Origin of the sequence: Micromonospora noduli (assembly GCF_003264365.1) — a bacterium.
Taxonomy (GTDB): Bacteria; Actinomycetota; Actinomycetes; order Mycobacteriales; family Micromonosporaceae; genus Micromonospora; species Micromonospora noduli.
The window spans coordinates 46,245-72,637 of the sequence record NZ_PYAK01000009.1 but is presented as its reverse complement, the minus strand read 5'-3'; the positions used below and the strand labels follow the sequence as shown (position 1 = coordinate 72,637).

The following is a 26,393-nucleotide window of genomic DNA, read 5'->3' as shown; positions in this document are numbered from 1 at the left end:
TTCGGTGACCTGACGATCGGCGACGGCGAGTTGCTGGCTGTGCGGGAGTCGGAGCAGGGTGACCAACTCGTCGCGGTGTCGCTCACCGGTGCTCCGCAGATGCGAACTCTCGTCTCGTCCCGGGCTTTCCTCGGCGCGCCTCGGCCGGGTCCGGGCTCGTTGGCCTGGACCGCCTGGAGCGAGCACGACATGCCCTGGGACGCGTGTGAGGTGTGGGCCGCCTCCTACTCACCGAACGGTGGGGTCGAGGACCCAGTAAGGCTCGCCGGCGGTCCGGAGGAGTCTGCGCTGGAGCCGCAGTGGGGACCCGACGGGGCGTTGTACTTCGTGTCGGACCGCAATGGCTGGTGGAACCTCTACCGGTGGAACGGCCTCCAGGCGGTGGCGGTGGCGCCGATCGCGGGTGAGTGCGCCGCGGAGCCGTGGGAATTGGGTTACACGTCGTATGGCTTCCTCGACGGCGGTCGGATCGTCGTGGCGGCGCAGGAGGGGCCGCGACACCGCCTCGTCGTCGTCGAGCCCGACGGTACTGTCCGCCCGGTCGACCTCCCTTACACGTCGATCAAGCCGTACCTCGCCGTGCAAGGGACGACCGTGGCGTTGATCGGATCATCACCGACCGCAGCCCCGCAGGTCTCGCTCGTGAACCTGGCTGACGCTGCCCCCCAGGTGGAGGTGCTTGCCAGGTCGGAGCACGCCGCGCTCGACGGGGCGTGCGTTTCGACGCCGACGGAGCTGCGCGTCCGAGTGGCCAGCGGTCGGGAGCTGCTTGCCCTGGTGTACCCGCCGACGGGCTCGGCGGCGGACTGGCGGGCGCCGGTGATCGTTCGGGCGCATCCCGGGCCTACCGCCTCCTGCCTGCTTCGCCTGGATTGGCAGGCGCAGTTCTTCACCAGTCGCGGGTTCGCCGTCGTTGATGTCGACTACCTGGGTAGCACCGGGTACGGCCGGGTGTTCCGGGAATCGCTGTACGGCCGGTGGGGTCTGGACGATGTCGATGACTGCGCGGCGGTGGCGGTGCTCCTGCTGTCGACAGGGCGGGCGGTGCCGGGGCAGGTGTTCATCCGCGGTGCCAGCGCCGGCGGGTACACCGCGTTACACGCGGTGGCCCAGGACGGCCCGTTCGCTGCTGCCACTGCCGTGTCGGCGATCGTCGATCCTGACCGGTGGGCGCAGACGGTGCCCCGGTTCCAGCGGGCGCACGCGATGCGGCTGCGTGGGGGCGCCGGCCCGGTCCGTGCCGCCACGGTCCAACGGCCGGTGCTGCTCATTCACGGCACCGCCGATGAGGTGGCCGTGGTCGAGGATGTCCGCGACCTCGCCGACGAGTTGACGTCTCTCGGCATGGCGCCCGAGGTGTTGCTTCTTCCTGATGTCGGCCACTATGTGGCGTCGTCCCGTCGAGCAGGCGCGGCGCTGGAGGCGGAGCTGGCTCACTATCGCTCGGTGATGGCGGGTGCGGCCAGCGATCAACCGGGTTGCACAGCCGCCAGCGGTAGTCGGTGACGCACGTAGTCGCCGAACTCGCGGACCTCAGGCTCACACCGATAGGGCTCGAGGTCGACCTGTACCTCGACGATGCGCTGCAGGCAGCGGTGTGAGGTGGTTCGTGCGGCGTAGTCGACTGCCTCGCGTGCGGCGGCGCAGGCTTCGTCGATGCGGCCGGCGGCGGCCAGCGACGAGGCCAGGAGCGCGGTGTCGATGGCGAGTCGCCGGACATGGGTGGGACTCAGCGCGGTTAGGGCCTCGCCCAGGTGCTGCTGGGTGTGCTGCGGTCGGCCCAGGTCGTGGAAGCAGTGGGCGACCTCGTCGGCGAGGTACGCCGCGTCGAAGTACCGGATCCACGGAGGCTCGTCCTCGGGCTTGCTACGGGCCAGTTGCTTCTCCGCGATGTCGAAGTGGGTCAGGCAGTCGCGTTCGCGTCCGAGTCGAGCGTGCGTGCGCGCCACCACCGCGTGCAGTGCGGCTGCCACAGCGGGAGTCGCCTGGGTCTCGCTTCCTCTCACCGCCGTCAGCGCCATCCTGCGTGCCGGCTCGGGGTGCCCGCAGTGCAGCGCGAGGTGGCCGATGTTCACAGCGAGCAGGTAGCTGCCGTACGGGCGGTCCTCGGCAGCTTCCGTCAGACGCAGAGCGCGAAGGTAACGGCGCTGGGCGAGGCCATGGGCGCCAGTGTCAACCGCCTGGTACCCGCAGAGCTCGAAGAATCCCGCCGCGAGCGTGTAGAGCTGGCGACCAACAGCCTCAGACGTTGGAGTATTCGCCAACAGTCGGTTCAGTTCGCCTTCGACGTACCGCTGCACCTGCGCGTGGACTCGTCCAGCACCGTGGGTGTGGTCTAGCTGCCGGAACATCGCCAGAGCGGTCTCCGCCGAATCAAGATCCTCTTCGTCAACCTGGTCAGGCGAGCCGGGTCGTCCGGCCACGGGCGGCCGGGGTCCCGCCGCAGCGTTCAGCCACTAAAGGGCGGCGCGATCGAGGACACCGGGTTGAAACGGAACCCGAGCGACCATCTCGGCCAGCCCTGACGTTTCTGTCGGGCGATTGGACAGCGCGCTGCTGAGGCCGCCGCCGGTTGGCGAGGGGGCGCTCCGCTTGCCGTCGCTGGTCTGGTTCTTGTCGAGCAGCGGTAGCAGGCGCATCAGGGAGCCGCCGGTCTCCAGCGCCTTGTCGCAGGCCCCGACGAACTCGCGAGATGGAAACCGATCGGCCGTCTCCACACGACGCACGAGATCGGCACTAAAGCGGATCATGGTGCCGAGCCGCGCCTGCGAGAGGTCGGCGCGTTCGCGCAGTCGGCGCAGTTCGGCGCCGAAGAAGTGGCGCTCGGACAGGGATGGCTGGAGCGCCCGCGGGGTCTGGCCCATGACACCGCCTTTCGGGCTGTGCGTCGCCAATGGCATTGAGCAGCGTGGACATCGCGCACATAGGGTCACTCAGTGTTCAGCGCGGCGCAACCAGGATCGCCATTAACTGCGCCGCATGACCGTCGGCCTGTTCGGCGCGCCGCATGCGGACAAACCCTTCGTCCGCATGCTCGCCATTCACGACAGCGACGCTGAGGGTGAGTGTGAGGAGGAGGGGCGCGATCACTCGTCAGATCCGCCCTCTGGTTGTTCACGAACCTGGGAGGTGCCAGTGGAGCACGAAGTCGTTCCATCCGCCCTGATCGTGACGGGTGCCGGGAGGGGTATCGGGCTCGCCATCGTGCGGGCGACCATGAGCAGGGCCCTTCATGTGTACGGGCTGGATATTCACGTGCCCGCGGACGTTCCGCGCGGAGACCAGAGCTCTTCCTGGCACGACGTCGATGTCGCGGATGAGCAGCAGGTGCGGTCGTTCTTCGCCGATCACGTCAAGCCGGGTTCGGTGGGTGGGCTGGTGAACTGCGCGGGAGCGGTGGAGCGCACCTCGATCATCGATGCGGACGTAGCCGAGTGGGAACGGATGCTCGCGGTCAACCTGAGCTCGGCATTCCTGGTGATCCGTGAGTTCGTTGCGTATGCCGCCCTTCCTGCCGCCATCGTCAACGTCAGTTCCGTGAACGCCCACTACGGGCACCCGGAGCGACTCGGGTACGCGGTCGCCAAGGGCGGCGTGGAGGCCCTCACCCGGGTCACTGCTCGGCAGTTGGCCGGTCGAGGCATCCGCGTCAACACGGTCGTGCCGGGTGCGATCGCCACCCCAGATGACCCCCGACAAGGCCGCCGGTCACCGCTGCCTCCTCGGGCGCTGCGGTGAACCGGAAGAGGTGGCGGACGCGATCACGTTCCTGCTGTCGCCGAAGGCGTCGTACATCACCGGCAGCACGCTGCACGTCGACGGAGGACTGGAACTGCGATGACGACTACCCACGGCGGCATCGCCGAGATCGACTACGCAGCCATGATCCGCGCCCTGAACCAGGTCCACTACGCGGGCGAGACGTCGTTCTACAACACAGCACCGCTGCGCCCCTGCGAGGAGGCGCTCTATCACCGGCTCGGTGCGGGGGCGCGAATCCTCGATGTGGGATGCGGTGCCGGTCGCGTCACCCAAGCGATAACCGTATTGGGCGGCGACATCGTCGGCGTCGACATCAACGAGGCGGCTCTGGCAGTTGCCCGGGCCGCGTGCCCGAACGGCACCTTCGTGCACGGCAGCATGAACGCCCTGCCACTACCAGCGGACACTTTCGACCAGGTGTGGTGCCTCCGCTTCTCCTTCAACGCGCTGGCAACCGAGGCCGAACGTGTGGAAGCCCTGCACGAGATGTGGCGGGTGTGCGCTCCGGGAGGCACCGTCCTGGTAGAGACGTTCAACTGGCACTACGCCGGCCGGCTCGGGCTTGTCCGTATCGCCAATCTGCTGGACCTGGCCGCCCGCGCCGCGCGATGGCGGGGGCAGCGCCGCACCGGCTCGCGGCCCCTGCCAGCGCGCGACATCATCTACCTCGCCAACAAGACCAGCGGAGCGGCACCCGGCTACGCCCACCTCACCACCGCCCACGAGCTGTACCTCCTCGCGGCGACATGCGGGATCCGGCAGTACGCGACCGTGACATCGGAGGAGGGTGTCCTGTCGGCCCCCGCGCTCCCGGTACACGGCAGACACCGCCGATACTCGATGTGGCTCGTCCTCCGCAAGCCCGGGGAGCGGTCATGAGCTTGTTGAGAGTCGGCAACCACGCGCTGGAGATCCGGATCGCTGAGTCGGCACCACGCTGCCTGCGGCGGTTCGTCGCCCGACTCGCTGACACGGAACTGCCGACCATGCCGGCCGGGCAGGTCATGCAGGTACGTGATGGGCACCGAACCCGGCTGACCGTCGACATCAGTAGAGGTGAGGTCCTCCTGGAACTAGCCGCAGAGCTGGCTGGCGATCCACCCACGTTGGAGATCGGAGTGCTCCAGGCCGCGGCACGCTCCTTGGCCGTCATGGGGGACGGCCAGCTGACGCTCCTGCACGGGAGTGCGGTGACCATAGACGGCGGACGGTCGGCCATAGCGGTGCTGGACGGCGGACGCGGGCAGGGCAAGACATCACTCGCGCTGGGCGTCGCCGCTCACGGAGGCAGCCTCCTGGTCGACGAGTTCGCCTTCACCGCTTTCCCCTGCCGTCAGCCCTGCGTGGTGCCGATGCCCACCCTGCCCTGGCACGTACGCGCCGACATGGCGTCGCTGCTGGCACCTCACGCCACCGAACGGCTCCTCTACCCGGTGGATCTTCCCACCCCCACCACTGCCGGACACCGCCCGCTGCCGCTGAGCCTCATCGTCATTCCGGATCAGGGTCTTGCGGCGGGTGAACTGCGCGAGACGCCTACTCCCGCAGCCCGGGGTCTGCTGCGCGCGGCGGTGACCGACCACGAGGCGAAGCTACGCGACCCGACTCTTGACCACGTCTCGATCTTCTCCTCGGCTGACGAGGTCACCATCAGCCGCAGTCTTCCCGCATTCAACGTGGCGGAGAAGGCGCTCGACGCACTTGCCGCTGTACCGGTCATCCGCGTCGGCATCGGCAAGCCAGACGATTTGCCCACCAGTGTTGCCGCGGTGATCCGTCGGACAAGAGGAGATTCGTGATGCGGCAGCCGGCCGCGCCACCGATGCTCCTCCTCGCCGGCACCAGCGAGGCTGGAAAGTCGAGCGCGGGCGAGTACCTGGCCGCCCTCGGCGCCCGCCGCGTCAAGATCAGGACGGTCCTCGTGCAACTCACCTCAGGCCGGCAGGCCTACCACGAGGGCGTGGAGACGCGGGAAGGCTTCGGGTACGACGAGTTCGTCTCGAAACTCCTCGTACTAACCGACCGCGGCGAGGCCCCCCTGGCAGTCGAGAGCTTCATCGATGCCGCTTTGGCTATGACTGTGAAGCGAACGTGGCCGGCACCATGCTCGATTATCTTCATCACCGCTCCAGAACTCATCCGCGTCAGACGCCTCGCGCAGGCCCGAGGGCTGACCGCCGACGAGGCCCGACGCATCATCCGACGCAAAGACGAGCGGAAACGCGTCCACGAACAGCTTCCGGCCTGGCGCGCAATTACCGATCACTGGGTCGACAACACTGCCAACATCATCAGCTTCAGGGCTCGTCTCCGCGACGCGTTCCAGACCATGCAGACAGCCCCAGGAGGCATCCAGCCATGACTCGTCGATACGCCTCCGCCGGTGCCGTCGTCGCGACCGACGACCTCAGCTCTCCACAAGTCCTGCTCCTCGATCAGGTCCGAAAGACCGGTGAACGACAGACCGTCGCGCCGAAAGGCCGACTGGAGCCAGGCGAGGCACCACTCCTCGCAGCCAAGAGGGAGGTGGCCGAGGAAGCCGGCCTCACCGACACGCACTACAGCGCGTATCTCGGGCAGGAGGCTTACACGTTCACCGACAACGACGGCACGCCAGCGGCGAAGATCGTCGACTGGTTCCTCTTCTCGACGTCCACCACCACCACGACGCCGGCCCGGGACGAAGGCTTCGTCCAGGCCCGCTGGCTCGAGGCTTCCGCCGCCCGGCAGGCCGCCAGCCATCCCCAGTTCCAGCAGGTGCTGGATCGCGCCCTTGCCGTCATCACCTGGCGTGCCGCTCATCCCCTGCCGTTCAGCCGAAAGCTCAGTTACCTGGTCAACCAAGTGGCGGCAGAGGCCGAGGCCGTCATCGCCGGACATCCGGATGCCGGGGTGGGGCTGTGCGGATCCGCCGCACGAGGAGACTTCATCGAGGGCTGGAGCGACGTCGACTTCATCGCTTGGAACCTGCCCCCCACGTCGGCCGCCGCCACGTCGCTCCACGAGATCGTCAGTGAAGCGGCCCGACGCCACGGTTCTCGAGCGTCGCTGCACCTCGCCGACAGCCACGGGGGCGACGCCCGTCGCCTCGGTCCGCTCTACGACATGAAGATGCGGGTGGTGCTGCGTCGCGTAGGGCTCGACACCGCCGTGATCGCAGGTGCCACCGCCCCTACGCCGGCCGTCACCACAGAACTGACCGATCTCGCTGGTGATGTTGGCGTACTGCACGAGTTCGCCGTCGCCCGTCTGGCCGCCAGCCACCACACAGAATCGGAGCGCGAGGACACCGCACGCCGAGTGTTGTCGGTGCTGTCGAGCGCCGGTCGACTGCTTGTCGCACATCGAGCGCCAGAGGTCGGCCTGCGGCTTCCCGAGGTGGTCGAGGCGCTGCGCGACTGGCCGGGCACCGAGCTCAGATCGCTCCTTGGAGACTACGACGCCTACCGCCGTGCAGGCGCAGACGACGTAGCGCAGGCCGAACTGCTCGCCGCACGGGTGCCAGGTGCGCTTGTGGCCGTGAGGAGCATGCTCGAAGAGTCGGCACCCCTATGATCATTTTCGTCGACGGGATCGATGGTAGCGGGAAGACGACTCTGATCGGACACCTTGCCACCGCCCTCAACAGCAGTGGCATTGAAGCAGTCGTCTCCAGCCCACTGTGGCGTTACCTCCCCACGATCGCCGCGCCGGAACAGTTCGCTTCCTGGGTCGTCAGTACCCCAGGTATGGACGTTGCAGAGGTGCTCATCGGGGCGATGATTGATCGTCTCGATGATCTCCGCGACCTGAGCGTCGCACAAGACCGAGTGCGCCTGGTTGATCGCGGGCCGAAGACCGTCTACGCATCCGCCCACGCCCACGCCCGACACACCGAATTCGAACCTCTTCGGGAACACCTGGCAGCCTCGGTCCGAGCACTCACCGACGTCCAGCCGTGCGTTTCGATCGAACTCGGGGAGGGCGAGGAGGCGCTCCAGACGGCCTTGCCACGCCTCACGTCGTCTCAGACCGTGACGCCCGGTTACCTAAGGTATTTGCAAGCATTCGCCACAGAGATGCATACCTCTGGCGACTGGCCGGGCCTGCCAACGCAACGACTTGACGTTTCCATGTCGGCCGAATCCAACTGCGTGACGGTCATCGAGTCACTCTGCCTCCAGACGATCATGAACAGTCGTGCGGACGTAGGGGCAGCAGTGCCCGCACACGGACGGGACCGCAGGGCATGAGCCAACGCGTGCCCGCCAACGTCCCACCGCCACGAGGGCGGCGAGCGGCCGCACTGCTGGCAGCCGTAGTTGAAGCCCGTACGGCCTGGCTCGCTGCCACTGTCGACGTGCTGCACCAGCGGAAATCTGTGGGGGCGGCGTGGCTAGTGGGATCTCTCGGACGAGGCAGCGCTGACCCGTACAGCGACGTCGACCTCGTCGTGGCCGCTGATGACACCACACCCCAAAGCGTGCTCGACGATCCGGTTGCCGGCCTGCATTTGCCAGGCCGGCTGCTGTTCACCAGAGGTAAGCCCTGCAAAGCCCCCGGCCGGTGGCGGATACGTGACCGTGTGCGTCGAGCTGGCCGCCTTACCCATTCTGATCGATCTCTACTTGTGGCCCGTCACCACCGCCGCTATACCCTCCGACGGTCGGCTCCTGCTGTATCGCGAATCACCACCACCTCGCACCGGCTTGGCGTTCATGCCGCTGCTGGATCAGCACCGCACCCCGGACTCCACCGGTGCCGACGCGAATCACCCGGCGAGCATCCTGCTCCTGGTGCAGTTGGCCGCGAAGTATCTCGCCCGTGGCGACGGACAGCGCCATGTCGCTATCACTCGACACTTGGGGTTTCCATCCGGCGTCGAGATCGTCACGCTGCGGCAGATCCTCGACGAACGTGTCGACCAAGCCGCCACCGAGGTCATGCGCCCCGCGATCAACGCGGCCCACCGCCTCCTCGACCTCGTCGACACCGTTACCGGCGACGGGCTGACACGGGACGGTGGGCCCCCTAGGAACGCCAGGTAGTTTCAGCTGTCGAGCACTTCTACTGTCATCGATTGGGGATGCCGGCCACGTGTCGCACATCGAGAAGATCACCGGTGAGTTCCGCGCGTTGATGACCGGGGTCGAACGCGCGCAGGGGTTGGCAGCCGCCGCCGACAGTCAGGCGCAGGAGGTGGCGTTGCGGGCTGCGGGCGCCGGCTTCGTCGCCGTGGCGGCGGGTGTGGCGCGGGTGCGTAACGCGATCACGGGCATCCAGGGTGCCCTGGGAAGTCTTGCCGGGTCGATCGGTGAGGCAGCGAAGGCGACCGCGGCCGTGCCGAATGAGGCCACCCCGCAGGAGACGATCGCCGGGCTGGCGCCTGTGCTGACCGCCGTGGACGCCGCTCGTGACGCGGCGGCCGGGGCTATCACCGGAGTCGGGGAGGCGCAGCAGCTCGTCGCCGTGGTCCTGCAGGGTGGGCAGCCCGGGCCGCTGTTGCAGGCCCTGGAGGCCATCAAGCAGGTCCTGGTACTGGTCGTTCAGCGCACCGGCGGGGCCCGGCAGGCCATCGAAGGGGCGATCGCGCAGGCCCGGCAGTTGGGGTCGTCGGGAAACTGACTGGGGCTGGCGGTCATCCACCGGCCAGCCCCGCCCCTCATACCACCGGCAGCCCATCCCCGACGGCCCCCACCCTGGGCAGAACTGTCTCCACGGACCCTGACGCAGCAACCCCGTGGACCAGGCGTCCCACCGGCGTCGGCGGTGGGTCGCCTACCGGACGTCGAACCCGGATCTCCGCGAACGAGAAGCCACGGGAGCGGCGTGCCCTGGAGTTGGAGAACGAGTGTGCCGACAGGGTCGCCGGCAAGGGGTACCGGGTTCACCAGAACCCCACGGGGCAGGAGGTCGCGGACGCGCGACTCGAAACCGGGGATTCGGGGAGGCCGGAAAAGGCACCCGACTTCCTCATTGAGGGGCATGTCTTCGACTGCTACGCGCCCACCGCTCCCGTGCCGCCCCGCGCCGTCTGGAGCGCCGTGTCCAGGAAGGTCGACACGGAGCAGACCCAACGCGTGATGTTGAACCTCCACGACTGGCGAGGAGACCTCGCCGCCCTGCACAAGCAGTTCCACGACTGGCCCGTAGCAGGGCTCAAGGAACTGGCGGCGGTAACGCGCGACGGTGCGATCATTCAGATCATCCGGCGAGACTGACGAAGGGGTGCAAATGGCTGTCGAGTACCGGTTGACGCTGGCGGGCGACATTCCACTGGAGCAGGTGGCGGAACTGGCTGCTCCCGGAGCAGTCGAGACGTCCACGGCGTCCGGCGGCAGGATGCTCAGCGCCGACCTGAACGACGATTGCGGGTACGTCGTGGACATCACTGGCGGAAGGCACGGCTACTGCAGTGCCGAGGACGACGATGGCGCCCTGTGGGAATGGGAGCCGGAGACCTACGTCGACGTCAGCTTCTACATGCGCAAGGACACCCTGGTCGACAAGGGCAAGCCCCATATGCTGGCAACCGTGGCCAGAATCCTCACCGGCAGGGCCGAGGACGCCGCCCTGACCCTCAACGGCGACGTACTGATGCTGACGCGCATCGCGGGGACCATCCAGAAGCACAACACCGACGGCTGGTACGACGAAGACTACGACAGGATTCTTCACCTCTGACGGGCGTACGTCCTCGGCTGAACCCACCACAGCCACTTCCCCCGACCAACCCGACCGGAAGTGCCTCAGTATGCGCAGCCATGACCTCACGCCCGGACGGATGATCGGCGTCACCTTCGATCATGGCGAGGACTTCTTCACCGCCCTCGCTGACGCCTGCCGCGCCAACGGCATCCGGCACGGCTACATCCCCGTCTTCATCGCCGGGTTCAGCACGGTCGAGATCGTCGGCACCTGCCAGCGTCTGGACGACCCCCAAGCCCCGGTCTGGGACCGGGTGCACCTGACCAACGTCGAAGCGCTCGGCGGCGGCACCATCGCCTACGACGACGCCCACGACCGGATCGCGCCGCACATCCACGTCAGCGTCGGACTCAAGGAGCACAGCGCGACCGGCCACACCAGTCACTTGCTCGCCGCTACGGTCCAGTTCCTCACCGAGATGCTGATCATCGAGGTCGCTGCGCCCGTCATGCGTCGTATCCCCGAGGCGAGCCTCTACGACGTGCCGCTGTTGCGGATCGGCGACCACTGACAGGCCAGTGTGGCATCCACGCCCGCCGCGCCGACCGAAACGTTGCCCTCCGCCACGGCGTCTCCGTAGCTACGCGGGCGCGACGCCTCTACCCCAGCGGCGGTTCACCGGCCGGGGCCCCGGATGACACTCCTGGCCATGAAGCCGCCGACCAACGCGACACCGATGCCGCAGCTATACCGACCCATCGGCTGGGGGGACCGCCGCCGTGAACCATATGCCATACCTGCAGCCTCGGCACGATTCTGACTTTCAGCCGGGAACTCCGGTGCAGGCAAGAGCAGCATTGCCCGACAGTTACAGCCGTAGCCGCGCCCCTCGTCGAGCAGAACTACCTACGCCGAGTCCTCCTGCCGGAGGGGCCGACCTGCGGCTCGCAGGGCACCATCATCGCGGCTCAGATCAGAGCGCCCGGACGGTGTGCTGATGCCGCCGGATGAGTTGGCTAACCGGCTGGTGGTTCCAGCTGACTTGGCCTCTGTTCATCGAGATGACCCCCGCGAAGTTGCAGCCGCCGCTATCAGCGCATCCACTCCGAAGCGTTCCTCCTTACCTACGGGTCATCCGAACACTTCTTGAACCGGCTGATCGAATTAAATGGCGGTCAAGCAAGGTTGTCGTTGACCACGGACAAACTGGCTCTTGCCGAGATCACCTTACTGCCTCCCGCAGGGTGGAATCAGAAGAGCGAACCGTCTGGCTCTTTCTCGAAGACTTCTAAGGTGCCGCCGCGCTCAAATCCATGATGGCGGTCCACCTGTGTCAGCGCATTGAGGCGTCGCCGGGTTATCTCCTCAAGTCTTAGTGCCTGCGTCGCGAGCGTCCTTCGCAGCCCCAGCGAGACCTTCCGCTCACAGATGAACTTGGCAAGCTGTGACATTGTCTGCACACGGCGCGCGATGCGGACGTCCGGATGATTGCGATTCGGAAAGACTTCGTCCGGAACGATTACCCCGACGAAAGGATCAGGGAGATCGACGACCGTTGACGGCGGGACGAGTCTCTCGTTCAAAAGCGCGTGGAACGAGCTTTCACTCACTAGTCGCTCGAAGACGGTGTACTCATATGGATCTAAAGCCGCCTTTCGCTCCTTGGCTGGCATATCGCCAATGTGCGGTAGCGACCAAAGCGCCACTTCGCGGATCTCGAATGGATCCAGAATTGACTGCGCCACGGCATCTGAGCGGCCAGACATGAGGTGTCGCCCTAAGCGAATCGCGAACCCCACAGCAGTCTGGCCGACATAGATGGGTTCCTTATCGTAATCATAGAATGCGTAGATGCCAGCCTTTGATCCACCTATAGCTTGCCCAGGCCGCTGCGGGTCCGGGCTTTGCATCAGCGCGGAGATGGCCTCACGAATTAGTTGTGCGTCCGAGGGCAGTAATGAGCTTGCCATTACCGCATCGGCCGGAAGTGACACGACGGGCTCCCCCTGAGAATGCCGATCGTGGTGAGCGGGCCGCAGGGGAAGTTCAGGCGTGGTGCCATCCTGACTAGACACGACGCACTCCCTTCATTGCCGAGAAAACTGATCTCATATACTCATCATAGGAGGACGCCTTCCATATCTTCTCGAACGCGGACCTGCCCTCTGGCTCGCCCATGTCCGCAATCTTGAACAGCAACAGGTACAAGAGCGGCGTCGTGACGGTCACGGCAGGGGATTCCCCCCGATCGCGTGCTAGCAGGTAACGCGCTTCCATAAGTCTGTAAAGACTCTCAAAGTGACTCACGAGAAGATGTTCCAGATCGGCCACCGAGCGAACACCCAATAAATTTAGGTTCACTACGAGGCGGTTCAGGGCCGCCGGTTCGAACGGGCCGAGTTCGACCGCGTGAATGCGCGCAAAGCGCTCGTTGAATTGAAGCAATGTCGAGCGCTCGGCGTAGGCTGCCAGTGACTCCGAAGAGATCGACTCATCCATGAGGGCGACCTCGTCTGACGGTCCATTGAGTGTTCGAGGAGTCCCCAGTTCACTGCGAAGCGCACAAAACTGCTCGTCCACCAATTCCAACGTGCCTGCCAGCCTTGAAAACTGGCGCCTATGTATAGTAGGCACGTCCCCGACAGACTTATAGCCAAGGTCGTGCTCCACTTCCGCCCACGCGTGCTGCAACACGGACCTGATCTGCACTTCGAATGAAACATCAGCGTGCTGACGGTACTCCGGCATCGTCGCGCGAGCAGGACTGAGGCCGAGAACGTAATGCAGTGACATGTATCCAAACCGGTCTGCCGCAAGCGACTTCCGTTTATCAATTGAGTTCAGTTCATCTACAACAAATTCACGACTTAAGGCCGTCGCGATGTGGTCTACCTCGTCGCTAAAATATGTAATGACACGGATCCCGAGAACGTCAGTTAAGCTGAACAGGCCGTACGTGGGATTCGTTTCGCGCTTCTTGGCGATCTTTCTGGCTGCACTGTGTTTGTCTTTGACCCTATGTGTTATCGAATGAGGGGTCACGTCAACCTCGCTTGACAGGGTCGAGATGATCTGCCCCACGCGTAGTCCAAGATCGTTTAGACCACGGGAACATTCAGCCCACTCCTCGTCGCTAAACATGATCATTTCGGACTCCGTGCGCCGATGAAGACAACCACGACTGTTCGGATTATCCAACACGGGCTTTCTAGGCGACTTGGCAGGGGGCTCGATACGACGGTGCGGTGTTGACCAGCGATGACATGGCAGTCGAGTGGGGGCGTTGGCGCAGGGACGTGATCTCAGCGCGGAGTCCGGGTCGGACCTCATTGACGCGCGCATACCTGGTCGGGTCGGACAGCGCTCGAGATGGCGTGGATCCCATCGACGGGTAGCTCATCGAGACAAGGTCGACGCCCTTCGAAGGGCTTCATGTGATTGCCTATCGCGCCATGACCGACGTGCCCAGAGAACTGGTGCTCTCACGGCTTCTGCAAGGTAGGGACTTGGCCGTTTCAGGTGATTTCGAGTAGTTGGAGGGGCTGGTCCGTGTTTCGGCTGTTGTGGCGTAGGGCTTTGGCGATGTTGGTGACGCCGGCCTGTCGGAGCAGGCTGATGACGGTGTTGCGTAGGGCGGCCATGGCCTTTGGGGCGTTGCCGGTGCGGACCTGGCTGGCGTCCTCGCCGAAGGTGACGTCGCGGATGTGGTGCAGGGCCTCGATGGGCCAGTGTCCTCGGAGCCAGTCGGCGAGGTCGGGGGCGGGCCTAGGCTGCGGTGAGGCTGGCGATGGCGTAGACGGTGACGATGAATTTCCGTCCGGTGGCCGGGTTGTTGCGTCGTCGGCGGATTCGTAGGGCCTGGTTGGCGTGTGGGAAGTCCAAGGCGAGGGGTCCGAGGCAGGCGACGGCTTGCAGTCGGCGGATGGCACCAACCCTATGAACCAAGCCTCCGCCGACGTGCTCGGTCGGCGGGGGTGAGGCCGAGGACTGACACCGTGTCGGTCACCGCCGTCCGGCGCCTGGCCGACGGATCCTGGGCCGAGAGAACGCGCATGATGATCATCGATGATGTGCGCGGTGTGTGCTCTCCAGCGGATCCCAACCGGGGTGAACCGGTGCCAACGCGGGTCAGCGCGTCGACCGCCGGTCGCAAACCGGGGTTCGTGTGCTCCGCGTGTGTTCCTGGGCTGGAACAACGGCAATCCAGGGAACGCGGGTGAACGTGGGCCACTCCCTGCCACCCCAGGTGAACGCCCAAGTCGCTAGACTGTGCCCTCGCGCCCCCGTAGCTCAGGGGATAGAGCATCGGTTTCCTAAACCGTGTGTCGCAGGTTCGAATCCTGCCGGGGGCACGTCATAGAGCAGCGGGTCAGTCAGGCGGCGTAGATCAGCTTGACTCCGTCCAGCCCCAGAGCGGCTGCCCGCGTGCCGCGGACCCCGCTGTTGAGGTTGCGCCAACTGTTGTTGCTGGCGGCCTCGTGCACCCATCCGTCGACGACGTTGTAGATGTGCTTCACCCCGTTGACGTTGAGCGCGGCCAGCGAGGTGCCCTGTGCGCCGTGGACACCGGTCCACAGGTTGGCCCAGCCGGCGTTGCTGGCGGCCTCGTAGATCCGGCCGCCGTTGAGGGTGTAGAGGATCTTCGTGCTGCCCACTGTGATCGCCGCTACCGCCGAGGCCGGGATGCCCGTGTTCAGGTTCCGCCAGGCGTTGGCGCTGTGCGCCTCGTGTACATAGCCGCCGACGATGCTGTAGACGTACTTGACGCCGTTCAGCGCGATCACCGAGATCGAGGACGAGCCTGCCCCGCCGATGCCGGTGTTGAGGTTGCGCCAGCCGTTGTTGCTGGCGGCCTCGTGCACGTACCCGTCGACGACGTTGTAGACCAGCTTCACCCCGTCGAGGCTGATCGCGGCCAGTGCGCTGCCCTGTGCGCCGTGGATGCCGGTCCACAGGTTGGCCCAGCCGGCGTTGCTGGCGGCCTCGTGGATCCGGCCGCCGTTGAGGGTGTAGAGGATCTTCGTGGTGCCCACTGTGATCGCGGTCGTCGCCGTGCCGGTCACCGCACCCGCGCTGCCGGAGACCGGCAGGGCGCGCCAGCCGGCGTTGCTGGCCGCCTCGAACACCTGACGGGGCTGGTCGGCCGGGTTCTGCTGGATGAAGACCAGCGGGCTGATCCGGGTGCCGACCGGGTCGATCATGTGCCAGTGCAGGTGCGGGCCCGTCGAGCTGCCCGAGCCGGGTGCGCCGGCCGCGCCGCCGGAGCGGCCCACGATCGTGCCCGCACCCACGCTGGTGCCGTTGGCCAGCAGGAACTGGGACAGGTGCAGGTACTGGCTTCGGTACCCGTCCGCGTGCTGGATCGTGACGGTGTGCCCACCCGTGCCGTTGTTGGGGATGTTCTGGATGGTGCCGGCGCCGCAGGCCGGCAACGCCGTGCCCACCCCCATCCCGAAGTCGATGCCGCCGAGTGACCCACGGCGGAGGTGACCCTCCCAGGTATCGGTGATCGGGTAGGCGCTGAACGGGTTGTAGATGGCCGGCGCGGCCTGTGCGGCCTCGGGAACCAGCAGGCCACCGGTGCTGATGGCACCCGCACCCAGCACCGCCGCGCGCAACATCGTGCGGCGACTCACGGCGGAGGTGGTCGTGTCGCCGCCGCAGCAGCTGCCTTCGTGGCCGTCCGTCATTCCCACTCCTTCTGCGCCCGCCAACATATCTACGGAGGCTAATGGGTGGGGTGCTCTGGCGGTACCGGAGCCACCAGGCGTTGATCAGAGCGTCGGCAGCTGTTCGGCTCGGGTGACCACCTGGTCGATGAGGCCGTACTCCCGGGCCTGCTCGGCGGTGAACCAACGGTCCCGGTCCCAGTCCCGCTGGATCTCGTCGAGGGTTCGTCCACTGTGCTGGGCGATCAGCTCCTGCATCGTCCGCTTCACGTGCAGCATGTTCTCCGCCTGGATGGTGATGTCGGCGGCGGTTCCGCCCATCCCGCCGGACGGCTGGTGCATCATGATCCGCGAGTGCGGTAGCGCGTACCGCTTGCCGGCCGTACCCGCGCAGAGCAGGAACTGCCCCATCGAGCCGGCGAACCCGAGCGCCAGCGTCGCCACGTCGTTGCGGACGTAGCGCATCGTGTCGTAGACAGCCATTCCCGCGCTCACCGAACCGCCCGGCGAGTTGATGTAGAGGTAGATGTCCCGGTCGTCGTCCTCGGCGGCGAGCAGCAGGATCTGCGCGCAGATCTGGTTGGCCGACTCCTCAGTGACCTCGGTGCCGAGAAAGACGATCCGCTCCCGCAGCAGCCGCTCGAACACCTGGTCACCGAAGGACGGCTGCCCGCCCTCCAACATCCGCACGTCGTACCCGATCATGTGCCGCCGCCTTCCGCCGTGCCGGCGGGCGGTGGGGACCACCCGGGGGACCGGCCTCTTCAGCGTGCGGGCGACCACGGTGGCTGGCCCAGTGATTCTGCCGCCGGCAGATCCGCCGACGGCAGAACCCACGCGGCCTACGCGACGGTCACCCGCCGCAGGCCCAGCCGGGTCTGTGCGCAGTCAGCAAGGGCGGCGGTACGCGGACCGGGGCGCAAGCCACCAGCGGAGGCTTTTCCGTCGACGCTGAGGGTCGGCTCGCTCGCCACCGGCCCTCGGTGCAGGACGAACCCGCCGACACGTGGACCCACCAGCAGTGTGGCGTTGCCGATCTCCCGGCGAGTCGCGTCGACCCGCTCCAGGTGGGTGAGCGCGGCGCGCGGCGCGGCCGGGAGGCGGGGTTCGACCCGGCGCATGTCGTCGCGGGCCTCGCCGAGCAGGTCGGCGAGGCTGATGCCGAGCGCCCGGCAGATCGCCGCCAGCACCTCCGACGAGGCCTCCTTTCGACCTCGCTCGACCTCCGAGAGGTAGGGCACGGAGACGTCGGCCGACGCGGCCACCTCTCGCAGCGTGCGGCCCTGACGCTGGCGGTGGCGGCGGAGCACTCCGCCGATGACTCGTCGCAGCAACGACATGCCGGCCTCACTTTCGCGGTCGTCGTCGGGAACACCCTCATCATGCCCGTCCCCGGCCGTCCGGACCGACCCGTCGGGGCCCGCGCCGCTCCGACGGCGCGGGCCCGGGGCTCTCACCGGTGCAGGTGGGTGTGCCAGGCGGCCGGGTCGGCCACCAGCGTGATCGTCGGGAACAGTGCCCGAGTGCCACCGGTGGGAAGCAGAGCGCTGTCGTCGATCGTCACGTTCGCCCCGTTCACGTCGTAGACGGTCAGCGACTCGTTGCCGTCCTCCCCGCTGAACCGCGCCTGGTGCCCACCGACTGTGGTGTTCGGGTCGACGTACGCCTTGTCGGTGGGATCGGTGACGTTGCGGTAGCGGGAGACGCCGACGGACAACGTCCGGGCCCGCTGCCACTGTGGCTCGGCGGTGTCGGGCTGTGCGGTCCAGGTCCAGCCGGCGTACCAGGATCGGGGCTCGTCCAGTGACTCGTTCACGTCGAGCGTGATCAACCGTAGGTTGGCCGGGACGCCCGCCACCGTCGCCGGCATCGGGACGGGGTCGGAGCCGAAGCGCAGCGACCGGGCAACGTGCGTCGCCGCGGCTCGCACGTCCGGCCCGGCCCCGACCATCCGCAGCTGCGCCCAGCCGTCCGGGGCGTACCGCCAACGCAGGATCGCCTCCGGCTTCTCGGCACCGGAATAGCTGGCGAAGACACTGGGCCCACCGTTCAGCTCAGGGCCTGCCTCGGTGGCACCGGCCACGGCGGGCTCAGCGCTGTCGCGCTGGGGTGCCGACGGTTGCACGCCCTTCGGGAGAAGCGAGACCGCCACGAACTGTCGCTGGTCGTCCGTGCGGCCGTTCGACGCGCCGAGGTGGACACCCGGGCTGGAGAGGAGCAGTCCGGCCTGGTACTGGAGATCCCGCAGCCCGTCCGGCAGCCAGCCGAACCGGACGTACACCCGCTGTGGGTCGACAGTGGTGAGCGCGACCGGCAGGCCGGTCTCGCCACCGGCGGGTGCCGTGCCGAGCGGGGCGGGGGCCGGCGGTCGGTCCGGGGTGAGCAGGTTGGGAAGGGTGAGCCCGCCGACGGTCAGCGCCACCGCCAGCAGCGCGGCGCCGGCACCCTGAGCGAGGTGCCGTTGCCGCCGTGCCGTGCTCATCGCCCCTTCCACGTCCAGCACGACGGAGGGCCGCTCGGCCGACTCGATCTCGGTCAGCATCAGGTCGCCGATCTGGCGTTCGTCCAGCATCGTCGCTCCTCTCAGTTCGCGGTCAGGGTGGGGGTGAGCAGGGTGCGCAGGGTGGCCAGGCCCTTGGCGGTCTGGCTCTTCACCGTCCCCGTCGAGCAGCCCATGGCCCGGGCGGTCTCCTCGACGCTGAGGTCCTGGAAGTAGCGCAGCACCAGCACCGCGCGTTGGCGTGGCGGCACCTGCCGCAGCGCGCCCACCACTGTGATCCGGTCGGTCGGGTCGGCAAAGGCCCTGGACACGTCGGGCAGCGCGGCGCCGAGGCGGACCCGCGCCCACCGCAACCGCCGCTCGTCGATCAGTCGCCGCACCAACATCGTGCGGACCAGCGCGTCCAGGTGGTCGGCCTGCCGGGCGCGTGCCCACGAGCGGTACAGCTCGGTGAGCACCCGTTGCAGGATGTCGTCGCCCCGGTCCCAGTCCCCGCACATCAGGTAGGCGGTGCGCCGCCACTGCACCATCCGGGACCGGACGTACTCGGTGTATTCGTCGTCGGCCTCGGCTCGCCGTCTGCCGCTCGTCGTCACGAGGGTCGCGCCCCCTCCGTCTGCCGGCCTGCACCGGTTCGTCGTTGTCGTCCGGTAGTCGGGTGCGGGCGCGCCGCCGGTTGCCCGCAGCAACCCGGGCGTGCGGTCGGCGGTGTAACCGCTATGTTGTGGGCGTGCAGGCGACGGCGGGGGAGCAGGTTCGACAGTGATCCATTTTCCCGCGCAGCGCCGGGGCCCACTGAGCGCGCTGAGCCTTCGGCTCGCCGCCGCACTGGGCCTGGTCTTCGCCGTGGTCGCCGCGGTCTACCTGGGCCGGGACGGCTACCGCGATGTCAACGAGGACGGCCTCACCCTCCTCGACTGCTTCTACTACGCGGTCGTGTCGCTCTCGACCACCGGCTACGGGGACATCACCCCGGCCGCGCCGTCAGCCCGGCTGGTCAACGTCCTCTTCATCACCCCGGCCCGAGTGATCTTCCTTATCATCCTGGTCGGCACCACCCTGGAAGTTCTGACCGAGCAGTACCGGACCGGCCGTCGCCTGTCGCGGTGGAGGAGAGCCGTGAAGGACCACGTCATCATCTGCGGCTACGGCACCAAGGGGCGCAGCGCTGTCTCCGCCCTGATGGAGAACGGTCTGGACCGCTCGCGGATCGTGGTGGTGGAGCGCAGTGCCGCCGCCCTGCGGCAGGCCACCTCCGCCGGGCTGGTGGCGATCGAGGGCTCGGCGACCCGTTCGTCGGTGCTGAACGAGGCGCACGTCAAGAGCGCGAAGGCCGTGATCATCGCGACCGACAGCGACGACGCGTCGGTGCTGGTCGCGCTGACGGTTCGGCAGCTCACCGCTGGGCAGGTCCGCATCATCGCGGCGGCCCGGGAGGCGGAGAACGCCCCGCTGCTCAAGCAGAGTGGCGCGCACCATGTGATCGTCTCCTCGGCCACGGCGGGCCGGCTGCTCGGCCTGTCCACGTCGGCGCCGCCGCTGATCGACGTGGTGGAGGACCTGCTCACTCCCGGCCAGGGCATGGCGCTGGCGATGCGTTCCGCCGAACGGGACGAGGTGGGTCGCTCGCCGCGCGAGCTGGAGTCGTTGGTGATCGCCCTGGTGCGGCGGGGCAAGGTGGTCACCCTGGCCGACCGGGCCGGAGCGGTGATCGAGACCGGCGACATGCTGGTGCACGTACGCGACGACCGCCCCCAGTCGGCCACCACCGCCTGATCGTCCCACCGCGATCGGCCGGTGTGACCGTTGGCATGACGGCGCCGCTGTCGCCGCTGTGGTGAGGCGGCGTCAGCAGGCGTCGTCGGCGACGCAGATCGCCTCGGTGCAGTTGACTGCCGTGCCGGCGGAGGCCCGGCTGAGCAGTTTGTAGAGCGTCTCCCGCTCGGCGGGATCCAGTGCGCCCAGCACCTCGTCCTCGGCGCCGGCCAGGGCGCATTCGGCCTCACTGAGGCGTTTTGCCCCATCTTCGGTGAGTTCGACGACGTGTCGGCGGCGATCCTCGGGCGAGCGCCGACGCTCGATCAGCTGCTTCGCCTCCAGGTCGTTGAGCAGCCCGACGATGTTGGTGCTGTCCATTTCCAGGATGGTGGCGAGCGCTTGTTGCCCGGTGCCGCCGCCGGCGCGCAGCACGGTGAGCGCGACCAGATGCCGGGGGCGTAGCCCCAGCGGCGCCAGCACCGACTCGGACCGCAGTCGCATCCGCCGGGCCAGATGGTCCAGGAGTGCGCCCGAGCGGTGCTCGGAGGAGTCGAGCGGCTGCGCGGACATGTGACCCAGTCTACCGACCCTGCGGAACATCGGCCTGCTATAAATAGTTGCTGCTTCACGAACGATTCCTAGAGGAGGAATGATGCACCTGCTACATATTGATTCGAGCATCCGCGGTGACTGGTCGGTCAGCCGGCGACTCACCTCCCGCGCGGTCGACGCATGGCGTGCGGCCCACCCGGACGGCACCGTGGCCTACCGGGACCTGGGCGCCGAGCCGCTGCCGCACCTGGACTCGGAGGGTGGGCTGGCGCGAATGACCCCTCCGGATCAGCACACGCCGGCCCAGCGCGAGTCCTGGCAGCTCAGCGAGCGGCTCGTCGACGAGGTGAAGCAGGCCGACGTGGTGCTGCTCGGCCTGCCGCTCTACAACTTCGGCGCGCCCAGCAGCGTCAAGTCCTGGGTCGACCACCTGATCGTTCCCGGGCTGGCGTACGACCCGACGACGCAGGAGGGCCTGCTCGGTGGGCGCGAGTTCGTGGTCCTGGCCACCCGGGGCGGCGGCTACGGCGAGGGCACCCCTCGCTACGGCTGGGACCACGCCGAGCCGTGGCTCCCGCACGGCCTGTCGATGACCGGCATGCAGCCGCGCTTCATCAGCGCCGAGCTGACCCTGGCGCCGTCGGTGCCGGCGATGGCCGAGCTGATCCCGCTGCACGAGGCGAGTCTCGCGGCGGCCGAGAAGGAGATCGACAACCTGTGGACGCCGGCCACCGCCCAGCGCTGAGGCAGTGCCGGTACTGACGAGAGCGGCCGCCCCCGGATCGGGGACGGCCGCTCTCGTCAGTACGGACGGGTCAGATGATCGTCCAGGTGTCGCCGCTGCCCAGCAGGCCGGCGAGCTGCTGCTCGGGGGTCTCGGTGACAGTCGCCTTGGCGGCCGCGAGCTGCGCCTGCACCACGCTGTCGTAGGACGGTCGGTCCACCGAGCGGAACACCCCGATCGGAGTGTTGCGCAGGTCCAGGCCGGGCAGCCGGGACAGCGCGAAGGCGTACGCCGGGTCGGTCACCGTCGCGTCGTGCACGACGATCTCCTCCGGGCGGACCGAGCTGGTGTCCCGGACCTCCAGGCCGAAGCCACCCGGCGGGTGCACCACGCAGAACTGCCCGTCGGCGCCGAAGGTGATCGGCTGCCCGTGCTCCAGGCGGATCAGGTAGTCGTCCCGGGTGGACGGGTCCTTGAGCTGGTCGAACGCCCCATCGTTGAAGATGTTGCAGTTCTGGTAGATCTCCACGAAGGCCGAGCCCTCGTGCTCCGCGGCGGCCCGCAGCACCGACTGGAGGTGCTTGCGGTCGGAGTCGATGGTGCGGCCGACGAAGCTGGCCTCCGCGCCGAGAGCGAGCGAGAGCGGGTTGAACGGGGCGTCCGCCGAGCCGGCCGGTGTCGACTTGGTGATCTTGCCGACCTCGGACGTCGGAGAATACTGGCCCTTGGTCAGACCGTAGATCCGGTTGTTGAACAGCAGGATCTTGAGGTTGACGTTGCGCCGCAGCGCGTGGATCAGGTGGTTGCCACCGATGGAGAGCGCGTCGCCGTCGCCGGTGACCACCCAGACCGACAGGTCCGGCCGGGACACCGACAGGCCGGTCGCGATCGCCGGGGCCCGACCGTGGATCGAGTGCATCCCGTACGTGTTCATGTAGTACGGGAAGCGGGACGAGCAGCCGATCCCGGAGACGAAGACGGTGCGCTCCCGGGGGATGTTCAGCTCCGGCATGAACTGCTGGATGGCTGCCAGGATCGCGTAGTCACCGCAGCCGGGGCACCAGCGCACCTCCTGGTCGGACTTGAAGTCCTTCGCGGTGAGCTTTACGGCGACGGGCTCAGACATTCTTCAGCACCTCTTCCAGCGTCGTCTCCAGCTCGGCGGCCGTGAACGGAAGGCCGCGGACCTGGTTGTAGCTGATCGCGTCGACCAGGTAGCGGGCCCGGATGACGTGGGCCAGCTGGCCCAGGTTCATCTCCGGGATGACCACCTTGTCGTACGAGCGGAGCACCTCACCGAGGTTGGCCGGCATCGGTGCCAGGTGCCGCAGGTGCGCCTGGGCGATGGAGAGGCCACGCTGGCGGACCCCGCGGCACGCCGCGCCGATCGGCCCGTACGTCGAGCCCCAGCCGAGGACCAGCACCCGGGCGTCGCCGTCCGGGTCCTCCACCTCGATGTCCGGCACCGGGATCGTCTCGATCCGGGCGGCCCGGGTGCGCACCATGAAGTCGTGGTTGGCCGGGTCGTAGGAGATGTCCCCGGTCTTGTCGGCCTTCTCCAGACCGCCGATCCGGTGCTCCAGGCCCGCGGTGCCGGGGATCGCCCACGGCCGGGCCAGGGTCTCCGGGTCACGCAGGTAGGGCAGGAAGGTGGTGCCGTCCTCGCCGTTGGGCTTGGTGGCGAACTCGACCCGCAGGTCGGGCAGCGACTCCACGTCCGGCAGCAGCCACGGCTCTGAGCCGTTGGCGACGTAGTTGTCGGACAGCAGGATCACCGGGGTGCGGTAGGTGAGCGCGATCCGGGCCGCCTCCAGCGCCGCGAAGAAGCAGTCCGACGGGGACCGGGGCGCGATCACCGCGACCGGCGCCTCACCATGCCGACCGTAGAGCGCCATGTTGAGGTCGGCCTGCTCGGTCTTGGTCGGCATGCCGGTCGACGGGCCGGCGCGCTGCACGTCCACGATCACCAGCGGCAGCTCCAGTGCCACCGCGAGCGAGATCGTCTCGCTCTTGAGCGCCACGCCGGGGCCGCTGGTGGTGGTCACGCCGAGCGACCCGCCGTAGGAGGCGCCCAGTGCGGCGCCGACGGCGGCGATCTCGTCCTCGGCCTGCACGGTGAGAACGCCGAAGCGCTTGTGCTTGCTCAGCTCGTGCAGGATGTCCGACGCGGGCGTGATCGGGTAGGCGCCGAGGAAGACCGGCAGCCCGGAGCGGACCCCGGCGGCGACCAACCCCAGCGAGAGCGCCGCGTTGCCGGTGATGTTGCGGTACGTGCCCGGCTTCATCTTGGCCGGCTTGACCTCGTAGCGGACCGCGAAGTCCTCGGTGGTCTCGCCGAAGTTCCAGCCGGCCTTGAAGGCGGCGACGTTCGCGGCGACCAGCTCCGGACGGGCCGCGAACTTGCGCTCCAGGAAGCGCAGCGTCGACTCGTAGGGCCGGGAGTACATCCAGGAGAGCAGGCCGAGCGCGAACATGTTCTTCGACCGCTCGGCGTCCTTCTTGGACACCTGGTGGGCGGCGAGCGCGCCGACCGTCATCGAGGTCAGCGCCACCGGGTGCACGACGTAACCGGCCAGCGAGTCGTCGTCCAGCGGGCTGGTCTGGTAACCGACCTTGGCGAGGTTGCGCTTGGTGAACTCGTCGGTGTTGACGATGATGTCCGCGCCGCGTGGCAGATCGGCCAGGTTGGCCTTCAGTGCCGCCGGGTTCATCGCCACCAGCACGTTGGGCGCGTCGCCCGGTGTGAGGATGTCGTAGTCGGCGAAGTGCACCTGGAAGCTCGACACGCCCGGCAGGGTGCCGGCGGGAGCCCGGATCTCGGCGGGGAAGTTTGGCAGCGTGGAGATGTCGTTGCCGAGCTGCGCCGTCTCCGAGGTGAACCGGTCGCCGGTCAGCTGCATGCCGTCGCCCGAGTCACCGGCGAACCGGATGACCACGCGGTCGAGTTGACGGATCTGCTTGGTCACTGTGCCACCTTCGTTCGCGACTGCGGGGCTTGCCCGGCCACGGAACCTCCCTGACGCAACGCTTCACCGCACCGCCCCAGGCTGGTCCGGCCGCTGTCGTTCCTCACCTGAGAGCCTACGTCTAAGGGAGCCCTAACCATCCCCGGAGGTCCGCCGACTGGGACCCGAAGTAGTCGTGAAACGCCCACATTTGCGGTGTTACGCCCCGCCCGCCGTAATTCAGATCACCACCGGGTCGCGCCGATGACCCCGACCGCGCGCTGCCGGGGTCATCCGTCGATCAGTCGGCGGGGTTGGGCGCGGGCTCCGGAGGCGAGCCGCCGAGCCGCCGGCGCAGCGAGGTCGTGGCCAGCGTGAGAGCCAGCACCACCAGCAGCGTGGAGACCCCGATCAGGATCACCGCGGTGCGCTGCACCGAGGTCAACCCGCCGCCTCCGGTCGTGGCGCCGGCGGGCAGTACGCCCTGCGAGCCGGTCGGTGCGGGCGGGGAGACCACCGGCGTGGCCAGTGCGGCCGCCGCGGTGATCCGGAAGCTCATCTGCACCCGACGGGTCGGACCGCTGCGTGGATCGAGTTGACCGATCAGGGCCCCGGACAGCGGCGCTTCCCGCTGCGCCTGCGGCGTCGCCTCCACCGGCAGCTGCACCTCGGCCGTCGTGCCGGCCAGCACCAAACCGGCGTCGCAGCGGGTACGCGTCGGGTCGACCGCCACGCAGCCGATCGGTGGGGTCGGCACTGTCACCCCGGCCGGCAGGACGACCTCGACCCGGCCGGCGGCGTCCACCGCGCCGGTGTTGCCCAGCCGGAGCGTGAGGGTGCTGGGGCCGCCGCTGATGTCGAAGGCCACCTCGTCGGCGGCGAGCGCGATCCCGGGCACCGGCGGGCCCGCTGGGAAGAGCACAGCGAAGCCCTGGTCGTCGGTCGCCTCTCCGGCCGCTCCCGGCGCGTCCGCGATGACCTGGACGGAGCCGCTGAGCGGCATCTGCTTCCACGCCGTGCCAGCGACCCGCAGCCGCAGCACGGTGCTGAACCGGACGCCCGCTCCGGCGGTCCAGGCCCCGCATCGGTACGTCCCACCACCGGCGGCGGCACAGCCCTTCGTGCCGGCATCGGTCAGCCCGGCGGGCAGCGTGTACGAGAGTCGGATCTGTTCCGTGGTGGTACCGGTGTTGTGCACAGTGACCTGGAGGGTGGCGGCCGTGCTCGGCGTGTTCCAGTACGCCTCGGTGAGGGTGACGTCGCCGGTGGTGACCTGCACGCCCAGCGGGCTCTGCGGCGGCGGCGCCGAACCGGGGGCGGGCGGGCGGACCGTCGGCGCCGGCGGTGTCGGCGGGGCGGGGGGCGTCGTCGGTGGCACCGGGGGAGCCGGGCTGGGCGGTCGGGTGGTGCCGCCCGGCGCGGGCGCGCTGGTGGTCGGCGCCGGCGGGACGTCCGGGGCGGTGGTCACCGGCGCCGGTGGCGTCGTCTCCGGTGGCGGCGCGGTGGTCTCCGGTGCCGGGTCGGTCGGCTCGGGTTCGCCGCCCGGGTCTTCGGTCGGGGTGGGCTCCTCCGCCGGTGTGGTCGGGGGCACCTCGCCTCCCGGCTCGTTGACCGGCTCGGCCGAGGTCGCGACCGGGTCCGCGTCCGGCGCGGCCGCGCTGGCCCAGGCCGGTCCCACGGCGAGCGCCGTGAGCAGGCCGAGCGCGAGCGCGGTCGCCAGCAGGGGCGTGGAACGTCGCCCCTCCGCCCGGTTACCGGGCGATGCCTTCACGCGGGCCATCTGACCTCCGGTGACATGGGTGGGTGTCCAATATTCGGTAACAGTTGCCCCTGTGCACTAGTCCCATCCGGAAACA

Annotated in this window: 26 protein-coding genes, 1 tRNA gene and 2 pseudogenes; 17 read left to right on the top strand and 12 right to left on the bottom strand. The window is 68.1% G+C overall.

Annotation, left to right across the window (positions count from 1 at the left end):
- Positions 1-318 precede the first annotated feature (318 nt).
- On the top strand, positions 319-1,506 hold the full coding sequence (locus tag GUI43_RS09865) for a prolyl oligopeptidase family serine peptidase (protein WP_112698665.1): 1,188 nt from the start codon (positions 319-321) through the stop codon (positions 1,504-1,506).
- On the opposite strand, the pseudogene GUI43_RS09860 reads toward GUI43_RS09865, so the two are convergent.
- A pseudogene (locus GUI43_RS09860) lies at positions 1,470-2,864 on the bottom strand (helix-turn-helix domain-containing protein). The gene GUI43_RS09865 and the pseudogene GUI43_RS09860 overlap by 37 nt on opposite strands.
- A 115-nt stretch (positions 2,865-2,979) precedes the next feature.
- Here GUI43_RS09860 and GUI43_RS09855 point away from each other — a divergent pair.
- The 13 genes and pseudogenes from GUI43_RS09855 to GUI43_RS09805 all read left to right on the top strand — a co-directional run bounded on the left by GUI43_RS09855 (position 2,980) and on the right by GUI43_RS09805 (position 10,960).
- Positions 2,980-3,738: an SDR family NAD(P)-dependent oxidoreductase gene (locus tag GUI43_RS09855; protein WP_283016226.1), complete on the top strand. Its 759-nt coding sequence runs from the start codon at positions 2,980-2,982 to the stop codon at positions 3,736-3,738.
- A gap of 10 nt (positions 3,739-3,748) precedes the next feature.
- Positions 3,749-3,841 (top strand): SDR family oxidoreductase, encoded by a 93-nt coding sequence (locus GUI43_RS34890; protein WP_283016225.1) that lies wholly within the window; start codon positions 3,749-3,751, stop codon positions 3,839-3,841.
- On the top strand, positions 3,838-4,641 hold the full coding sequence (locus GUI43_RS09850; protein ID WP_112698591.1) for a class I SAM-dependent methyltransferase: 804 nt from the start codon (positions 3,838-3,840) through the stop codon (positions 4,639-4,641). The genes GUI43_RS34890 and GUI43_RS09850 overlap by 4 nt, the downstream gene beginning before the upstream one ends.
- Positions 4,638-5,561 carry a hypothetical protein gene (locus GUI43_RS34505; protein ID WP_249037695.1) on the top strand — a complete coding sequence of 308 codons (924 nt, stop codon included), beginning with the start codon at positions 4,638-4,640 and terminating at the stop codon, positions 5,559-5,561. Before GUI43_RS09850 ends, GUI43_RS34505 begins: the two co-directional genes overlap by 4 nt.
- The gene (locus tag GUI43_RS09840; RefSeq protein WP_249037694.1) at positions 5,561-6,124 is read left to right on the top strand and encodes a cytidylate kinase-like family protein; all 564 of its coding nucleotides are present in this window, start codon (positions 5,561-5,563) and stop codon (positions 6,122-6,124) included. Before GUI43_RS34505 ends, GUI43_RS09840 begins: the two co-directional genes overlap by 1 nt.
- Entirely contained in the window at positions 6,121-7,317 is a 1,197-nt protein-coding gene (locus tag GUI43_RS09835) for an NUDIX domain-containing protein (RefSeq protein WP_112698590.1), read from the top strand. The genes GUI43_RS09840 and GUI43_RS09835 overlap by 4 nt, the downstream gene beginning before the upstream one ends.
- Positions 7,314-7,994 (top strand): P-loop NTPase family protein, encoded by a 681-nt coding sequence (locus tag GUI43_RS09830; protein WP_112698589.1) that lies wholly within the window; start codon positions 7,314-7,316, stop codon positions 7,992-7,994. Before GUI43_RS09835 ends, GUI43_RS09830 begins: the two co-directional genes overlap by 4 nt.
- A pseudogene (locus GUI43_RS35120) lies at positions 7,991-8,206 on the top strand (nucleotidyltransferase domain-containing protein); the annotation flags it as partial. The gene GUI43_RS09830 and the pseudogene GUI43_RS35120, both read left to right, overlap by 4 nt.
- Before the next feature lie 118 nt (positions 8,207-8,324).
- Entirely contained in the window at positions 8,325-8,789 is a 465-nt protein-coding gene (locus GUI43_RS34500) for a hypothetical protein (protein ID WP_249037693.1), read from the top strand.
- A 49-nt stretch (positions 8,790-8,838) separates the two neighbouring features.
- Positions 8,839-9,366 (top strand): DUF6244 family protein, encoded by a 528-nt coding sequence (locus GUI43_RS09820; protein WP_112698588.1) that lies wholly within the window; start codon positions 8,839-8,841, stop codon positions 9,364-9,366.
- Positions 9,367-9,575: 209 nt separating this feature from the next.
- On the top strand, positions 9,576-9,962 hold the full coding sequence (locus tag GUI43_RS09815; RefSeq protein ID WP_249037709.1) for a CdiA C-terminal domain-containing protein: 387 nt from the start codon (positions 9,576-9,578) through the stop codon (positions 9,960-9,962).
- 13 nt (positions 9,963-9,975) lie between these two features.
- The gene (locus tag GUI43_RS09810) at positions 9,976-10,425 is read left to right on the top strand and encodes a SitI3 family protein (RefSeq protein WP_112698586.1); all 450 of its coding nucleotides are present in this window, start codon (positions 9,976-9,978) and stop codon (positions 10,423-10,425) included.
- A 70-nt stretch (positions 10,426-10,495) separates the two neighbouring features.
- Positions 10,496-10,960 carry a PPC domain-containing DNA-binding protein gene (locus GUI43_RS09805; RefSeq protein ID WP_112698585.1) on the top strand — a complete coding sequence of 155 codons (465 nt, stop codon included), beginning with the start codon at positions 10,496-10,498 and terminating at the stop codon, positions 10,958-10,960.
- A gap of 679 nt (positions 10,961-11,639) precedes the next feature.
- Here GUI43_RS09805 and GUI43_RS33455 read toward each other — a convergent pair.
- Both GUI43_RS33455 and GUI43_RS09800 read right to left on the bottom strand, forming a co-directional pair.
- Positions 11,640-12,383 carry a GIY-YIG nuclease family protein gene (locus tag GUI43_RS33455; protein ID WP_146765876.1) on the bottom strand — a complete coding sequence of 248 codons (744 nt, stop codon included), beginning with the start codon at positions 12,381-12,383 and terminating at the stop codon, positions 11,640-11,642.
- 73 nt (positions 12,384-12,456) lie between these two features.
- A complete protein-coding gene (locus tag GUI43_RS09800) occupies positions 12,457-13,536 on the bottom strand; it encodes a GTP pyrophosphokinase (RefSeq protein ID WP_170158701.1) in 1,080 nt (359 codons plus the stop codon).
- 1,132 nt (positions 13,537-14,668) lie between these two features.
- Here GUI43_RS09800 and GUI43_RS09790 point away from each other — a divergent pair.
- Positions 14,669-14,741, top strand: a tRNA-Arg gene (locus GUI43_RS09790).
- A 21-nt stretch (positions 14,742-14,762) separates the two neighbouring features.
- Here GUI43_RS09790 and GUI43_RS09785 read toward each other — a convergent pair.
- From GUI43_RS09785 to GUI43_RS09765, 5 genes are all read right to left on the bottom strand, one after another.
- Positions 14,763-16,079 carry a M23 family metallopeptidase gene (locus GUI43_RS09785; protein WP_112698583.1) on the bottom strand — a complete coding sequence of 439 codons (1,317 nt, stop codon included), beginning with the start codon at positions 16,077-16,079 and terminating at the stop codon, positions 14,763-14,765.
- An 84-nt stretch (positions 16,080-16,163) separates the two neighbouring features.
- A complete protein-coding gene (locus GUI43_RS09780; RefSeq protein ID WP_091394861.1) occupies positions 16,164-16,763 on the bottom strand; it encodes a ClpP family protease in 600 nt (199 codons plus the stop codon).
- A 137-nt stretch (positions 16,764-16,900) separates the two neighbouring features.
- Positions 16,901-17,398, bottom strand: a complete 498-nt coding sequence (locus GUI43_RS35020) for a helix-turn-helix domain-containing protein (protein ID WP_112581695.1) — start codon at positions 17,396-17,398, stop codon at positions 16,901-16,903.
- Positions 17,399-17,511: 113 nt separating this feature from the next.
- The gene (locus GUI43_RS09770) at positions 17,512-18,630 is read right to left on the bottom strand and encodes a hypothetical protein (protein WP_112698582.1); all 1,119 of its coding nucleotides are present in this window, start codon (positions 18,628-18,630) and stop codon (positions 17,512-17,514) included.
- A gap of 11 nt (positions 18,631-18,641) precedes the next feature.
- Positions 18,642-19,154 carry a SigE family RNA polymerase sigma factor gene (locus GUI43_RS09765; protein ID WP_249037692.1) on the bottom strand — a complete coding sequence of 171 codons (513 nt, stop codon included), beginning with the start codon at positions 19,152-19,154 and terminating at the stop codon, positions 18,642-18,644.
- Between the two features lie 166 nt (positions 19,155-19,320).
- On the opposite strand from GUI43_RS09765, the gene GUI43_RS09760 reads away from it, so the two are divergent.
- On the top strand, positions 19,321-20,334 hold the full coding sequence (locus GUI43_RS09760; RefSeq protein ID WP_030329269.1) for a potassium channel family protein: 1,014 nt from the start codon (positions 19,321-19,323) through the stop codon (positions 20,332-20,334).
- A 72-nt stretch (positions 20,335-20,406) separates the two neighbouring features.
- Here the strand turns inward: GUI43_RS09760 and GUI43_RS09755 are convergent, their stop codons facing one another.
- Positions 20,407-20,886 (bottom strand): MarR family winged helix-turn-helix transcriptional regulator, encoded by a 480-nt coding sequence (locus GUI43_RS09755; protein WP_112581693.1) that lies wholly within the window; start codon positions 20,884-20,886, stop codon positions 20,407-20,409.
- A gap of 82 nt (positions 20,887-20,968) precedes the next feature.
- Here GUI43_RS09755 and GUI43_RS09750 point away from each other — a divergent pair, with 82 nt between their 5' ends.
- Positions 20,969-21,613: an FMN-dependent NADH-azoreductase gene (locus tag GUI43_RS09750; RefSeq protein WP_225855377.1), complete on the top strand. Its 645-nt coding sequence runs from the start codon at positions 20,969-20,971 to the stop codon at positions 21,611-21,613.
- A gap of 70 nt (positions 21,614-21,683) precedes the next feature.
- On the opposite strand, the gene GUI43_RS09745 is transcribed toward GUI43_RS09750, so the two are convergent.
- The 3 genes from GUI43_RS09745 to GUI43_RS09735 form a co-directional block, all read right to left on the bottom strand.
- Positions 21,684-22,718, bottom strand: coding sequence for a 2-oxoacid:ferredoxin oxidoreductase subunit beta (locus GUI43_RS09745; protein WP_112581691.1), 1,035 nt, complete (start codon positions 22,716-22,718; stop codon positions 21,684-21,686).
- Positions 22,711-24,558, bottom strand: coding sequence for a 2-oxoacid:acceptor oxidoreductase subunit alpha (locus tag GUI43_RS09740; RefSeq protein ID WP_112581690.1), 1,848 nt, complete (start codon positions 24,556-24,558; stop codon positions 22,711-22,713). Before GUI43_RS09740 ends, GUI43_RS09745 begins: the two co-directional genes overlap by 8 nt.
- 280 nt (positions 24,559-24,838) lie before the next feature.
- Positions 24,839-26,317 carry a hypothetical protein gene (locus tag GUI43_RS09735; protein WP_112698581.1) on the bottom strand — a complete coding sequence of 493 codons (1,479 nt, stop codon included), beginning with the start codon at positions 26,315-26,317 and terminating at the stop codon, positions 24,839-24,841.
- Between the last annotated feature and the right edge of the window lie 76 nt (positions 26,318-26,393).

What these genes read in the sequence shown, in the direction of transcription:
- GUI43_RS09830 (WP_112698589.1), top strand. Translation starts at nt 7,314, where the DNA reads ATGATCATTTTCGTCGACGGGATCGATGGTAGCGGGAAGACGACTCTG.
- GUI43_RS09855 (WP_283016226.1), top strand. Translation starts at nt 2,980, where the DNA reads ATGACCGTCGGCCTGTTCGGCGCGCCGCATGCGGACAAACCCTTCGTC.
- GUI43_RS09735 (WP_112698581.1), bottom strand. Translation starts at nt 26,317, where the DNA reads ATGGCCCGCGTGAAGGCATCGCCCGGTAACCGGGCGGAGGGGCGACGT.
- GUI43_RS09755 (WP_112581693.1), bottom strand. Translation starts at nt 20,886, where the DNA reads ATGTCCGCGCAGCCGCTCGACTCCTCCGAGCACCGCTCGGGCGCACTC.
- GUI43_RS09750 (WP_225855377.1), top strand. Translation starts at nt 20,969, where the DNA reads ATGCACCTGCTACATATTGATTCGAGCATCCGCGGTGACTGGTCGGTC.
- GUI43_RS35020 (WP_112581695.1), bottom strand. Translation starts at nt 17,398, where the DNA reads ATGTCGTTGCTGCGACGAGTCATCGGCGGAGTGCTCCGCCGCCACCGC.
- GUI43_RS09785 (WP_112698583.1), bottom strand. Translation starts at nt 16,079, where the DNA reads ATGACGGACGGCCACGAAGGCAGCTGCTGCGGCGGCGACACGACCACC.
- GUI43_RS09745 (WP_112581691.1), bottom strand. Translation starts at nt 22,718, where the DNA reads ATGTCTGAGCCCGTCGCCGTAAAGCTCACCGCGAAGGACTTCAAGTCC.
- GUI43_RS34505 (WP_249037695.1), top strand. Translation starts at nt 4,638, where the DNA reads ATGAGCTTGTTGAGAGTCGGCAACCACGCGCTGGAGATCCGGATCGCT.
- GUI43_RS09810 (WP_112698586.1), top strand. Translation starts at nt 9,976, where the DNA reads ATGGCTGTCGAGTACCGGTTGACGCTGGCGGGCGACATTCCACTGGAG.
- GUI43_RS09805 (WP_112698585.1), top strand. Translation starts at nt 10,496, where the DNA reads ATGCGCAGCCATGACCTCACGCCCGGACGGATGATCGGCGTCACCTTC.
- GUI43_RS09800 (WP_170158701.1), bottom strand. Translation starts at nt 13,536, where the DNA reads ATGATCATGTTTAGCGACGAGGAGTGGGCTGAATGTTCCCGTGGTCTA.
- GUI43_RS09770 (WP_112698582.1), bottom strand. Translation starts at nt 18,630, where the DNA reads ATGCTGGACGAACGCCAGATCGGCGACCTGATGCTGACCGAGATCGAG.
- GUI43_RS09840 (WP_249037694.1), top strand. Translation starts at nt 5,561, where the DNA reads ATGCGGCAGCCGGCCGCGCCACCGATGCTCCTCCTCGCCGGCACCAGC.
- GUI43_RS09850 (WP_112698591.1), top strand. Translation starts at nt 3,838, where the DNA reads ATGACGACTACCCACGGCGGCATCGCCGAGATCGACTACGCAGCCATG.
- GUI43_RS09780 (WP_091394861.1), bottom strand. Translation starts at nt 16,763, where the DNA reads ATGATCGGGTACGACGTGCGGATGTTGGAGGGCGGGCAGCCGTCCTTC.
- GUI43_RS09835 (WP_112698590.1), top strand. Translation starts at nt 6,121, where the DNA reads ATGACTCGTCGATACGCCTCCGCCGGTGCCGTCGTCGCGACCGACGAC.